Here is a 12,304-nt window from a genome sequence, read left to right on the forward strand (position 1 = left end):
TGCTTTGCCGTGCCGTGCGAGGAGTATGTGGTCAACCCGATCCTTGAAAAGGCGATGGACCGCATCATGATGCTCCACGCCGATCATGAGCAGAACGCCTCAACCTCGACCGTGCGTCTGGCCGGGTCCTCGGGCGCGAACCCCTTTGCCTGCATCGCGGCCGGCATCGCCTGTCTTTGGGGCCCGGCACATGGCGGCGCGAACCAGGCCTGTCTGGAGATGCTCCGCGAAATCGGCACGGTGGACCGTATTCCCGAATTCATCGCCCGTGCCAAGGACAAGAACGATCCGTTCCGCCTGATGGGCTTTGGCCACCGGGTCTATAAGAACTACGACCCCCGCGCCAAGGTCAGGCAGGCCACCTGCCATGAAGTTCTGGCTGAGGTCGGCAACACCGACGACCCGCTGCTGAAGGTGGCCATGGAGCTCGAGAAGATCGCGCTCAGCGACCCCTACTTCGTCGAGCGCAAGCTCTATCCGAACGTGGACTTCTATTCGGGCATCACCCTGCGGGCGCTCGGCTTCCCGCCGGAGATGTTCACCGTGCTGTTCGCCCTCGCGCGGACCGTCGGCTGGATCGCCCAGTGGAAGGAAATGGTCGAGGATCCGTCGCAGAAGATCGGGCGTCCGCGCCAGATCTATACCGGCTCTCCTCAGCGGGACTACACCTCGGTCGACAAGCGCGGCTAAACCGCGCTTCGACCCAGGATTTTGAGAACGGCCAGCGCGGCGGCCTCCGAGGGATCGGGGCCGCCGCGCCCCATTTTGTCCAGGGCCTCGTTCTGAGCGGCGACCTGCGCCTGGCGCAGCGCCGGATCATCCAGCCGCTGAGCGACCTCGCGGGCAAGGGTTGGACCGTTGCAATCAGACTGGATCAGCTCGGGCGCCACGAAGCGCTGGGCGGCGATGTTGAACAGCGTCACGAATTCCGTCCGGATCATCTGCTTGAGAATGGCGTAGGTCACCGGTCCGAGGCGATAGCCCACAACCATGGGCACGCCGGCCAGGGCGAGTTCCGTCGTCACCGTCCCGGAACAGGCCAGGGCGACCGTCGCAGCCTTCATCGCCGAGTAGCGATCAGCCTCCCCCTCCACCACATGGGCGCGATGGGGCCAGCCGGCCACCCTCGCCCGAACCGCATCCGCCACGGTGGCTGCAGCAGGCACAATGACCTGCAGATCCGGGCGCGCGGCTTTGAGCAGGGCCACGGCGTCCTCGAAGGGAGGCATCACCCGTTCGATCTCGCTGCGCCGACTGCCCGGCAGGACGATCAGCACGGGAGCGTCCGGCCCGATCGCCAGCCGCCGGCGCAGTCCGGCGGGATCAGCGGCGCTGAGATCAAGGCTGAGCGTGCTGTTGCCAACAAAGGTGGTGGGCAGGCCGACTTTTTCGAAGAAGGGCGCGTCGAAGGTGTGAATCGACAGGAGGTGGTCTACCGTCTTGGCCAGCACGGCCGCCCGTCCCGGACGGGAGGCCCAGACCTGTGGCGCCACATACTTGACGACCGGCAGTTCGGGCGTCTGCGCCTTCAGCCGCTGCGCCACCCTCAGGGTGAACCCCCAGGAGTCGATCAGGATCGCGACATCCGGCCGTTCCCGCCGCGCCAGGGCGGCCATCTCGTCGGCGCGCCGCACAACCCGCCGATAGGCCATGAGCCCCTCCAGCAGGCCAAGGATCGACAGTTCCGACATGTCGAAGGGGCTGGTCAGGCCCTCTGCCGCCATCCCCACGCCACCGAGCCCCACGAACCTGACCTCATCAGGTCCCAGACGACGCTTGAGGGCGGCCATCAGCTCCGCCCCGCGGTCATCGCCGGAGGCTTCGGCGGCGACCAGCATGATGCAGAGTGGCCGGGTCATGACGCCTCGGGTTCGACGCCTAGCACGAACAGACCCAGATCATCGGCCAGTTCGATCAGGGCGCTACGATCCAGCACGAGAAGACGTCCAGCCTCGCCCACGACGCCGGCCAGCCCTGCCCGCGCGGCCCTCTGGATTGTGGCCAGGCCAATGGTCGGCAGGTCGACGCGAGTCTCCTGGATCGGCTTGGGGGCCTTGGCCAGCACGCCCCGCAGGGCGTCTGGGCTTCCACGCAACGCGCTGGGCAGCTCGGAGACGCGGCGCAACATGGCGTCGGTGCCCTCCTGGGCCTCAACGGCGAGCACCAGGCCCTCGCAGACCACGGCGCCCTGACCGATATCCATGCGCCCGAGTTCGCGGGCCACATGGAGGGCCCGGACAATGTCAGCCTGATGCCGCGAGTCCGGAGCGATCCGCCCGAGAACCCCCAGAGGCAGACGAAGATCGCCCATGGCCTCGTCGGCGCCCTCGATGCGGAACCCTTCCTTCTCGAACTCCTGCAACAAGGCGCGCAACAGCCCATCATCCCCGTGACGCGCCGCGGCGATCAGCCCGGGAAGCGCCTTCAGGCCCCGGACATCGGGGCGCAGCGCGGCGAAATCAGGCCGGTTCACCTGTCCGGCGAAGCAGATCGCCTCGCAACCCGCCGCCTTCAGCGCGCGGATGCACTTGCCGAGTTCGGCGATGCCGATATCGGCCCCGGGAAAGCCCGCCAACTCTGGACCGGCGAAACCTTTGAGGCGGATGACAAATAGCGGCCGGCCGGCCTGCTGGCAGGCCGTGGCGATCTCCACCGGAAGTCCGCCGCCGCCCGCAATCAGGCCAAGCCTGGACAAGATCCTAGACCTCCCGCTCCGGCAGGCAGAGCGGCCGATTGGCCTCGGCGCGGATGAAGTCGATGATCTCCATGACCGGAGCGCTGTGGCCGAAGGTGGCCATGGCGTCGTCGATGCGCTCCTGGAACGTGCCTTCTTCGGCGAAGAGCAGCCGGTAGGCCGAGCGGAGTTCGGCGATCATCTCGCGGGAGAAGTTGCGGCGCTTCAGCCCAACCAGGTTCAGCCCCTCAAGGTGGGCGTGGTTGCCCCAGACCAGACCATAGGGGATGACGTCCTTGGTCACCGCCGCCAGCCCGCCGATGAAGGAGTAGCGTCCGACCCGGCAGTGCTGGTGCACCGCGGCCAGGCCGCTGACCATGACGAAGTCGCCCACGTCTACGTGGCCGCCCAGGGTGGCGGAGTGCGCAAGAACGACGTTGTTTCCGACCGTACAGTCATGGCCCACATGGCTAGTGGCCATATACATGCCGTCGTCGCCCACCCGGGTGACACCGCCGCCATCGGGGGTGCCGATGTGCATGGTGACATGTTCCCACAGCCGATTGCGGTCACCGATCACCAGTTCGGTGGGCTCACCCCTGTAGCCGGTGTGGTGCGGGGGGCCGCCCAGATTGGCGAAGTTGCGAACCGTGCAGTCGGCCCCGATGGTCGTATGCCCTTCGACCACCACATGGGAGAGCAGCTCGGTTCGGGCGCCGATCTTCACGTGCTCGCCAATGATCGAATAGGGCCCGATCCGGACCCCTTCGGCCAGCTCGGCCCCGGAGGCGACGATCGCGGTGGGATGAATGTCGACGCTCATTGGGTGGCCACCACCATGGCGGCGAACTCGGCCTCGGCCGCAACCTTGTCGCCGACCATGGCGCGCCCCTTGAACTTGAACAGGTCGCCGCGGTGCTTGACCACTTCCACCGGCATGCGCAGCACGTCACCCGGACGCACCGGCTGTCGGAACCGGCAATTGTCGAGAGAGATGAACAGGATGGTCTTTCCCGCCACGTCCACATCGAGAGACTTTGACATCAGCACGGCGCCCGTCTGGGCCAGGGCCTCGACGATGAGAACCCCCGGCATCACCGGATATTCGGGGAAGTGACCGGCGAAGAAGGGCTCATTGAAGGTCACGCACTTGATCCCGACGATGGACTCGCTGGGCTTGTAGTCCTCAGCGCGGTCGACCAGCAGGAAGGGATAGCGATGTGGGATCCGTCGCAGAACCTCAGTGATATCGATTTCGGTGGGGTTCTCGTTCACCGGCGCTTTGCGGCTCATGCGCCTGCTCCATTTCCGCGACGCGCAGCCATCTTCGACAGCCACGCAACCTCGCGCATCCATTTCTTGAGGGGACGAGCCGGAAAGCCGCCCCAGGTTTCCCCGGCGGGGATGTCGCGCATCACCCCGGCGGCGGCGGCGACACGGGCCCCCTCACCTATGATCAGGTGATCGGCCACGCCGGCCCTGCCGCCGAACTGCACCCCATCGCCGACGGTCACACTGCCCGAAATTCCGGTCTGGGCGGCGATTGCGCAGTTACGACCGATGCGGACGTTGTGGGCGATCTGCACCATGTTGTCGATCTTGGTGTTCTCACCGATGACCGTGTCTTCGAAGGCGCCACGGTCGACGCAGGCGCCCGCGCCCACGGTTACGCCATCCTGCAGGATCACCCGGCCAAGCTGCGGAATGTCGATCAGCCCGCCAGGCCCCACGGTCGCCCCGAAGCCGGCCTCGCCGATCATCGCACCGGCCAGGATCTTCACCCGATCTCCTACCACGGCGAAGGTCAGGGTGGCGCGGGCGCCGATCTCGCAGTCTCGTCCGATGGTCACGCCTGGGCCAATGACGGCGCCGGCCCCGATGATCGTGCGTGCGCCGATCTGGGCCCCATCGCCGATGATGGCGCCGGGTTCAACCCGGACGTCGGGTTCGAGCACCGCGTGGGGCGAGACCATCACATCGACGCTGTTGCGGCGGGGTCGATGAAGAAGGTTGGCCGCCAGGGCGTAGGCCGCCTGAGGTGACGACGTCAGAAGGGCGGCGCACCCTGGGCTGACCGCCCCCGCCTGCCGGGGATGGACGAAACAGGCTGCGGCCCGGATCGAAGCCAGTTCCGCGGCCCGCTTCGGATCAGACAGAAAGGTCACGGTTCCAGGCGCCGCACGGGCCAGCACCGCTACGGCGTTGACCTCCCGAGCGCCATCAACGCCTGGAGCGGGCTCTGCGCCGGTGACCTCGGCGAGGCGGGATAAGGTGACAGGACCGAGGTCCTCGAAGAAGCGCGGGTCAGGCATTTGGATTCCAGGCGCAACCCGCGCCCCTTGGGCGAGTCGCTGGCTTAGCGGTTAGTCTGGGCGCCTGCGGCCTGCTGGTCCAGCCGTTCACGGTCAAAAGCGAACTGGGTGATCTTGCCATTGAGCGCGGTCACCACGGCGGCGGTGACGTCCATCTGCGGGTTGGACAGCAGAAGGGCGTCGCGGTTCACCAGCATGGCGCACTGACGCTGCTGATAGACCTGGCGGATCAGGGGCTCCATCTCTTGCCCGACGCGGGCGATGGCCTTCTGCTGGGTCACGGCGAGTTCACGCTCCCGAAGCGTCGCCTTGCGCTGGAAGGCGCTGACCCGGACCTGGAGGTCGGCGCGACGCTTGTCGAAAGCGTCCTGGGTCAGGCTGGCGCGGCCGGTCTCGATGGCCTGTGCCTCGTTGGTGATGGCCGTCTCCTCGGCCTTCAGCTCGGCCTCCACCTGGGTGGCGATCTGCTGGAGGCGGGTCTGGACGTACTGACCGACGGTGGAGCCGCCGATGGCGCCGTCCAGCGACATCACACAGACCCCCGCGATAGCGGCGCCGTGGGAGACCTGCGGGGCGGCGGGCGCCTGCTGGGCCTGCGCGCCCGGGGCGAGCGCGAGCGCGAACACCGCGGCGGAGAGGCCGGCGGCGAGGGTTTTGGTGGTCATGAAATCAGAACCTAGTTGAGGTGGAGAACCGGAAGGTTTCGGTCTTATCGTAATCTTCTTTGGCCAAAACTTGGCTGAAGTCGAAGCGGATCGGACCCATGGGTGAGCGCCAGAAGATGCTGACGCCGGCCGAGGCCCTGAGAGACAGGTCGTCGACGATGTTCGGATCGACAGCGCCTGCGACCGTCAGCTTATCCTCATCGTCCAGCATACCCAAGGTGCCGAAGTCAGAGAAAACGGCCGCCTTCACGCCGTACTGCTCAGGAAGGAAGGTCGGGACCGTAAGTTCCAATGAACCGATGGCGTAGGCCTTGCCGCCCAGCGCGTCGCCGCGGGTGGAGTTCAGATCCCGCGCGCCGATGCCGGCGGTCTCAAAGCCACGGAAGCTGTTGCCGCCCTTGTAGAACCGCTCATTGATCCGGACAGTGTCGCCGTTCCAGCCATCCACATAACCGGCGGAGCCGGTGGCGCTGAGGATAAAGCTCGGCGAGAATCCGTAATAGATTCCACCTTCAAGCTCGGTCTTCAGATAGTTCACATCGCCACCGACACCGGCCAGATCCTGATTGAGCGCGGTATAGAAGCCGCGGGTCGGATTGATCGGATCATTCCGGCGATCAAGCCGCACGCCATAACCCACCAGCGAGGTCGTGTAAGACCCCCTCTGCTGGCACAGCGAGATGGAGACGACGGGAGCGGCGGGGTCGCAGAACGAGGCCGGGATCTCAACCTCGTCGCGGCGGAGGGTGTAGCGCGCAGAGGCCCGCGCATTGAGGGTCAGCGGGAAGCCGAGCCGTACGCCGCCGCCAATGGTGTTGGTGCGATAGGCCGAATAATCGGTCAGATCATAGCGGTAGGAATAGAGGTCCAACCCTGCGCCCAGGTCGCGGCCCATGAAGCGCGGCTCGGTGAACGAGAAGTCCACCTGCTGCCGGAGGGAGCCCACCGAAACGCGGGCCCGCACATTCTGGCCGCGGCCGCGGAAATTCCGTTCGGTGACGCCGAGGTCGAGGATCAGCTGGTCCACGGAGCTGTAGCCGGCGCTGAACGACAGTTCACCGGTAGGCTGCTCCTCGACCTGCACCTGAAGGCCGGTGCGGTCGGGCGCCGAACCTGGGACCTCCTCGATGTTCACGTCCTTGAAGAAGCCCAGGGCTCGGACCCGGTTTCGCGACCGATCCACCAGAACGCGGTTATAAGCGTCGCCCTCGGCGAGGTTCAGCTCCCGCCGGACCACATAGTCGAGGGTCCGCGTGTTCCCGATGATGTCGATGCGTTCCACATAGACCCGAGGCCCTTCGTTCACCTGGAAGGTCACATCGACCGTCTTGCTGTCCCGGTTCGGCGTATATCGCGGACGGACATCGACGAAGGCGAAGCCGGCGGCCCCGGCGGCGAAGGTCAGGGTGTCGGTGGCCTGCTCGATCCGCTCGTCCTGATAGATGTCGCCTTCGCGGATCGGGAGGATGCGGACCAGGGTTTCCTTGTTCAGTTTCTCAAGTTCGGTGGCGACCTGAACCTTGCCGAACTTGTACTCGGGCCCCTCCTCCACCGTGTAGGTGACGACGAAGCCGTTCTTGTCAGGAGCCAGTTCAGCAATCGCCGAGACGACGCGGAAGTCATAGAAGCCACGGTTGCGATAGTGTTTGCGCAACTGTTCCTTATCGAATTCAAGGCGATCGGGATCATAGTTCGCGTTGCTGGTGAAGAACTTGTACCAGGCGCTCTGCTCGGTGACGATCACGTCGCGCAGGTCGTTGTCCGAGAACTCGACATTGCCGATGAAATTCGTGCGCAGGACGCCGCTCTTGGCGCCCTCATCGATCTCGAAGATCACATCGACCCGCTTCTGCGGCAGCTCGACGATCTTCGGAGTCACATTGGCCGAGATCCGGCCAGACCGGCGATAGAGCTCAACAATCCGCTGCACGTCCTGCTGGATGCGCGCCCGGGTGAAGATGCCCCGGGGCCGCAGGGTGACCTCGTCCCGCAGCTTGTCTTCCTTGAGGCCACGGTTCCCCTCAAAGATCACGCGGTTGATGATGGGGTTCTCCACCACCTCGACAATCACCTCGCCGCCGACGGCGCTGATTCGAACATCAGCGAACAGGTCGGTGCGGTAGAGCGCCTTCAGCGCCAGGTCGAGCTGAGCGGCGTCGACCCGGTCGCCGGGCTGGATGGGCAGGTAGGACAGCACGGTCGCCTGCTCGATCCGCTCATTGCCGCGAACCGCGATCCGCTGGACCACCTCAGCCTGCGCCTGGGCAAGGGCCACGGTCGGGGCCGTCAGGGCGGTGGAGGAGAGCAGCAGGGCGAAGCCGGAAGCGAGCGCAGCGCTACGAGCGCGAGATCTTTGCATCTGATCAGCCGTAAAGGGAGGAAGGCGAGCCTAGGAAATCAGACCGCCGAGAAATTTGAACACGCGCAGTTGCTGCAGATCGTTCCAGGTGGCGAACAACATCAATCCGAGCAGCAGCGCAAGGCCCACGCGATATCCTGCCGCCTGAACCTTGGCCGCAAGAGGGCGCCGCGCCACCGCCTCGTAGGCGTAGAAGACCAGATGGCCGCCGTCGAGAATGGGCACCGGCAGCAGGTTCATGAACCCGATACCGACCGACAGCACCGCCGTCAGACCCAGAAGAGCGACGCCGCTGCCCAGGAGCATGGAGCCTGCATCCGGCGCCCCCTGAGCCCCCGACTGGGCCACCTGGCCTGACGCCTGAGCGATCCGCAAGGGTCCGCCGAGCTGATCGGCGCTCTCGCGGCCGGTGACCACGCGGCCCAGGTAGTAGACCGTGGTGCTCAAGACCCGCCAGGTGCGCTCCACCCCGCCAGCCATCGCCTCGAGGGGACCATACCGTCGGACGGTGCGCTCGCCGACCTGCGCCGGGCTCGCAATGCCCAGCACGCCAATCTTTTGCTCGCCGCCCATCCGGTCGGAGACCACGCGCCGCTCAGGCGTGGCGGTCAGGGAAACGAGCTGGCCGCCTCGATCGACCACGAAGCTGGTCGGCGCGTTGGAGCGCACGGCGATGATCTGTTGGAGGTCGAAGAAGTTGTCGATCGCCTGGCCATTGGCCCGGACCACCACATCGTCCACGACGAAGCCGGCGCGGGCGGCCGGACTATCGGGCTGGACGGCCGCCACCCTGGCCGGGATCACCGTCTCGCCGACGCTCATCAGCAGCACCGCGAACAGCACGATCGCCAGGACAAAGTTGGCTGCGGGTCCAGCAGCAGTGATGAAGGCTCGCTGCCCGACGGGCTTGAAGTGGAAATAGCGATCTGCGGCCCCGGAACCCTGCTCGGTGTCGATACGCCGGCGCAGCGCCTCCAGATTCTCGTGATCGGGCACGCTGGCGGCGTTCTCATCGCCGGAAAACTTGACGTAGCCCCCCAACGGAATCCACCCGACCCGCCATTCGACCCCCTGCCGGTCGGTCCAGCCGAAAACCTTGCGGCCAAAGCCGATGGAGAACTGATCGATGGCCACGCCGCAGGCGCGGGCCGCCCAATAGTGCCCCAACTCGTGGATGGTCACCACGACGGTGAGCACGAGCAGAAAGGGGATGATGTAGCCCAGGGCCGTCTGCAGGAAGTCGATCATCGCGTGGGACTGCTCCTAAGGGGCCTGGCGTGAGCCAGAAAACCCGGCCGTGACGGCCGTGGCGATGCGCCGGGCCGCGGCATCTGTCTCCCGGGCTGAATCAAGAGCGTCCCCACTCGCGCCCCCGGCGAGGTCCCCCGTGCGATCAAGCCGCTCGAGGGTCTCCGCCACCGTGGCGGCAATATCGAGAAAGCCGATCTTACGGTCAAGGAAGGCGGCGACGGCCACCTCATTGGCAGCATTGAGAGCGCCAGGCGCCGCCCCGCCAGCCCGAAGCGCAGACTTGGCGAGACCGAGGGCCGGAAACTTCTCCAGGTCCGGCTCCTCGAAGGTCAGGGGGCCGGACTTCACGAGGTCCAGGCGCGGCGCCGGCCAGGGCAGACGGTCAGGCCAGGCATAGGCGCAGGCGATGGGCGCCCGCATGTCGGGCGGCCCCAGCTGGGCCAGGGTCGAGCCATCGGCGTACTCGACCATGGAGTGGATGATCTGCTGATGGTGGATCAAGACCTCAAGGCGCTCCGGCGGCATGGCGAACAGGTAGGCGGCCTCGATGATCTCAAGCCCCTTGTTCATCATGGACGCGGAATCGACCGAAATCTTGGCGCCCATGCTGAAGTTCGGATGGGCGACGGCCTGTTCCGGCGTGGCGTGGGCCATCTGGGCCCGCGTCCAGGTGCGGAACGGGCCGCCGGACGAGGTCAGGATAACCCGCGCCACCTGGGCGTTGGCCCGGGAGTCGAACACCTGGAATATGGCTGAATGCTCGGAGTCCACCGGGATGATGGCCCCGCCGGCCAGCTTGGCGGTGCGCAGCAGCCCAGGCCCGCCGCAGACCAGACTTTCCTTGTTGGCCAGGGCCACCACAGCGCCGGCCTTCGCCGCGGCGAGTGTGGGGGCGAGCCCCGCAAAGCCGACGATGGCCGACATCACCCATTGGGCGTCAGCGGCTGCGACGTCAGCGATGGCGCCGGCGCCGGCCGCGGCCTTGATACCGGAGCCCTGGAGTCGGTCGCGCAGTTCGGGCAGGCCGGCTTCATCCTCAATCACCGCAATCTGCGGCCGCCAACGCAGGGCTTGCTCGGCCAGCCGCGCCACGTTCCGGCCGCCGGTCAGGCCAACAACCTCCACCTCGACCTTGGCCAGGTCGAACAGGTCCAGGGTCGACATGCCGACCGAGCCGGTGGCGCCGAGGACCGTGACCTTCCGCGGGAGGGCGTGGGCGTTCATGTGAAAAGCTCCGCAAGTCGGGCAAGTGCCAGCACCAGCACGGCGAACATAAGGCCGTCGACACGATCAAGCAGGCCGCCATGCCCAGGGATCAGGTCGCCGGAGTCCTTGACCCCGAACCGGCGCTTCAGCATCGACTCCCAGAGATCCCCGCCCATGGTGGCGAGCCCCCCGGTCAGACCGATCACCGCCCCGGTCACCGAGCCCATGGCCGCGCCGAATAGGGCCGAGCACAGGGCTCCCGTGGCGGTGGACGCTACCAGACCGCCGGCAAATCCCGACCAGGTCTTATTCGGGGAGAATCTTGGCCAGAGCTTGGGACCCTTGAGCAGGCTGCCGACCAGAAAGGCGGCAATATCGGCCGCCCAGGTCACGGCGAACAGCATCAGCACCCATAGCGCCCCCTCAGGGGTGCCCCGGAGCCAAACCAGGGCCAGACAGGGGACGCCGATATAGACGACGCCGAAGGCGGCGTCGGCCGGCCGCTCGGCGACACGCCTGGCCACCAGAGCCGCCGCCGCCGCCCCCACGGCCATTAAGGCCCAGGCCACCGGCACATAGCGCAGATAGATGAGGAAGACTCCGGTCAGGACCGAGACCAAGACGATGCTCAGCACCCGCAAGGGCGCCTTGGGAGCCGACATCCCGGCCCACTCGATGGACAACAGCGCCACGCCCACAGCGATCAGCAGCAGGAAAGGCGGCCCGCCCCACCAGACCGCGCCCACGGCGGCGGGCACCAGCACCAGGGCTGAGGCCGCACGAATGGCGAGATTGGACCAGTCGAAGCGCTTAGCCGGCGGCAAGGGCGTCATCGGCGACGGCGCCATAGCGGCGCTCGCGGGTGCGGAAGGCGTCGATGGCGGCTTTCAGATGCTCCGGCCCGTAGTCGGGCCACAAAACATCCTGGAAGATCAGCTCGGAATAGGCCGCTTCCCACAGGAGAAAGTTGGACAGCCGCTGCTCCCCGGATGGCCGGACGATCAGGTCCGGCGGCGGCGTCGGGGCTGTCGAGAGATAGGCGGTGAACCTGGTCTCATCCAGGTCCTCCGGCCGCGCCAGGCCAGCGGCGACATCCTGGGCGAAACGTCGCGCAGCGTCGGTCACATCGGCCTGGCCGCCATAATTGAAGGCGACCTGCAGGAAGAAACTGTCATTGCCAGCGGTGCGGCGCTCGGCTTCTTCGATAATCTGAATGAGATCGGGATTGAGCCCGGCCCGTCGCCCAATGACGCGGACGCGGACGCCTTCCCGCTCCAGTCGCCCCAGATCGCTTTCGAAATAGCGCCGCGGCAGGGCCATCAGCTCGGCGACTTCAGCGGCAGGGCGGCTCCAGTTCTCGGTGGAGAACCCGAATACCGTCAGATAGCGGATGTTCAGATCAGGCGCGGCGGCCACCGTGCGCTTCAGGGCCTCGACGCCGGCACGATGGCCGAGGCTGCGCGGCAGGCCTCGGCGTTTGGCCCAACGGCCGTTGCCGTCCATGACGAGGGCCACATGCAGAGCCTCGCCCGCCGGTGATTCGGCGGCCGGTCCGGCGGCATTCGGCTCTGGGCTGCGGGCCATGGGTTTCTCGCGCGTCCTTTGGCGACAGGCTAGCCGATCAGACCTGCATGATCTCTTGTTCTTTGACTTTCAAGGCTTCGTCCACGCGCTTGACCGCCTCGTCGGTGAACTTCTGCACCTCGGTCTCCATGCGCTTCTGCTCGTCCTGGCTGATCACGCCATCCTTCTCGGCGCGCTTCAGGTCGTCATTGGCGTCGCGGCGGATGTTCCGGACGGCCACCTTCTGCTGCTCGGCGTATTTGCCCGCGACCTT

The 12,304-nt window shown here is 66.4% G+C and carries 13 protein-coding genes; 1 reads left to right on the forward strand and 12 read right to left on the reverse strand.

What is annotated here, in order from left to right; genetic code table 11:
* The coding region (locus tag Q8N19_RS16755) for a citrate/2-methylcitrate synthase (RefSeq protein WP_305592678.1) at positions 1-690 on the forward strand (690 nt) is incomplete at its 5' end.
* Here Q8N19_RS16755 and lpxB read toward each other — a convergent pair.
* The 12 genes from lpxB to Q8N19_RS16815 form a co-directional block, all read right to left on the reverse strand.
* A complete protein-coding gene (lpxB, locus tag Q8N19_RS16760) occupies positions 687-1,859 on the reverse strand; it encodes a lipid-A-disaccharide synthase (RefSeq protein ID WP_305592680.1) in 1,173 nt (390 codons plus the stop codon). The genes Q8N19_RS16755 and lpxB overlap by 4 nt on opposite strands.
* Entirely contained in the window at positions 1,856-2,695 is an 840-nt protein-coding gene (locus Q8N19_RS16765; RefSeq protein ID WP_305592682.1) for an LpxI family protein, read from the reverse strand. Before Q8N19_RS16765 ends, lpxB begins: the two co-directional genes overlap by 4 nt.
* 4 nt (positions 2,696-2,699) lie before the next feature.
* Positions 2,700-3,497 (reverse strand): acyl-ACP--UDP-N-acetylglucosamine O-acyltransferase, encoded by a 798-nt coding sequence (gene lpxA / locus Q8N19_RS16770; protein WP_305592684.1) that lies wholly within the window; start codon positions 3,495-3,497, stop codon positions 2,700-2,702.
* Positions 3,494-3,967, reverse strand: coding sequence for a 3-hydroxyacyl-ACP dehydratase FabZ (fabZ, locus tag Q8N19_RS16775; RefSeq protein ID WP_305592686.1), 474 nt, complete (start codon positions 3,965-3,967; stop codon positions 3,494-3,496). Before fabZ ends, lpxA begins: the two co-directional genes overlap by 4 nt.
* A complete protein-coding gene (lpxD, locus tag Q8N19_RS16780) occupies positions 3,964-4,986 on the reverse strand; it encodes a UDP-3-O-(3-hydroxymyristoyl)glucosamine N-acyltransferase (RefSeq protein WP_305592688.1) in 1,023 nt (340 codons plus the stop codon). The genes fabZ and lpxD overlap by 4 nt, the downstream gene beginning before the upstream one ends.
* 44 nt (positions 4,987-5,030) lie before the next feature.
* Complete coding sequence (locus Q8N19_RS16785; protein WP_305592690.1) at positions 5,031-5,651, reverse strand: OmpH family outer membrane protein; 621 nt, start codon at positions 5,649-5,651, stop codon at positions 5,031-5,033.
* Positions 5,652-5,655: 4 nt separating this feature from the next.
* Positions 5,656-8,010, reverse strand: a complete 2,355-nt coding sequence (bamA, locus tag Q8N19_RS16790; RefSeq protein ID WP_305592692.1) for an outer membrane protein assembly factor BamA — start codon at positions 8,008-8,010, stop codon at positions 5,656-5,658.
* Positions 8,011-8,040: 30 nt separating this feature from the next.
* Complete coding sequence (locus Q8N19_RS16795; RefSeq protein WP_305592694.1) at positions 8,041-9,258, reverse strand: RIP metalloprotease; 1,218 nt, start codon at positions 9,256-9,258, stop codon at positions 8,041-8,043.
* A 15-nt stretch (positions 9,259-9,273) separates the two neighbouring features.
* Complete coding sequence (gene dxr / locus Q8N19_RS16800) at positions 9,274-10,485, reverse strand: 1-deoxy-D-xylulose-5-phosphate reductoisomerase (RefSeq protein ID WP_305592696.1); 1,212 nt, start codon at positions 10,483-10,485, stop codon at positions 9,274-9,276.
* The gene (locus Q8N19_RS16805; protein WP_305592698.1) at positions 10,482-11,300 is read right to left on the reverse strand and encodes a phosphatidate cytidylyltransferase; all 819 of its coding nucleotides are present in this window, start codon (positions 11,298-11,300) and stop codon (positions 10,482-10,484) included. The genes dxr and Q8N19_RS16805 overlap by 4 nt, the downstream gene beginning before the upstream one ends.
* Positions 11,278-12,051 carry a polyprenyl diphosphate synthase gene (uppS, locus tag Q8N19_RS16810; protein ID WP_305592701.1) on the reverse strand — a complete coding sequence of 258 codons (774 nt, stop codon included), beginning with the start codon at positions 12,049-12,051 and terminating at the stop codon, positions 11,278-11,280. The genes Q8N19_RS16805 and uppS overlap by 23 nt, the downstream gene beginning before the upstream one ends.
* Before the next feature lie 37 nt (positions 12,052-12,088).
* The coding region (locus Q8N19_RS16815) for a ribosome recycling factor (RefSeq protein ID WP_305592703.1) at positions 12,089-12,304 on the reverse strand (216 nt) is incomplete at its 5' end.

Origin of the sequence: Phenylobacterium sp. (assembly GCF_030693405.1) — a bacterium.
Lineage (GTDB): Bacteria > Pseudomonadota > Alphaproteobacteria > Caulobacterales > Caulobacteraceae > Phenylobacterium.

What these genes read in the sequence shown, in the direction of transcription:
- lpxB (WP_305592680.1), bottom strand. Translation starts at nt 1,859, where the DNA reads ATGACCCGGCCACTCTGCATCATGCTGGTCGCCGCCGAAGCCTCCGGC.
- lpxA (WP_305592684.1), bottom strand. Translation starts at nt 3,497, where the DNA reads ATGAGCGTCGACATTCATCCCACCGCGATCGTCGCCTCCGGGGCCGAG.
- fabZ (WP_305592686.1), bottom strand. Translation starts at nt 3,967, where the DNA reads ATGAGCCGCAAAGCGCCGGTGAACGAGAACCCCACCGAAATCGATATC.
- lpxD (WP_305592688.1), bottom strand. Translation starts at nt 4,986, where the DNA reads ATGCCTGACCCGCGCTTCTTCGAGGACCTCGGTCCTGTCACCTTATCC.
- Q8N19_RS16785 (WP_305592690.1), bottom strand. Translation starts at nt 5,651, where the DNA reads ATGACCACCAAAACCCTCGCCGCCGGCCTCTCCGCCGCGGTGTTCGCG.
- bamA (WP_305592692.1), bottom strand. Translation starts at nt 8,010, where the DNA reads ATGCAAAGATCTCGCGCTCGTAGCGCTGCGCTCGCTTCCGGCTTCGCC.
- Q8N19_RS16795 (WP_305592694.1), bottom strand. Translation starts at nt 9,258, where the DNA reads ATGATCGACTTCCTGCAGACGGCCCTGGGCTACATCATCCCCTTTCTG.
- dxr (WP_305592696.1), bottom strand. Translation starts at nt 10,485, where the DNA reads ATGAACGCCCACGCCCTCCCGCGGAAGGTCACGGTCCTCGGCGCCACC.
- Q8N19_RS16805 (WP_305592698.1), bottom strand. Translation starts at nt 11,300, where the DNA reads ATGACGCCCTTGCCGCCGGCTAAGCGCTTCGACTGGTCCAATCTCGCC.
- uppS (WP_305592701.1), bottom strand. Translation starts at nt 12,051, where the DNA reads ATGGCCCGCAGCCCAGAGCCGAATGCCGCCGGACCGGCCGCCGAATCA.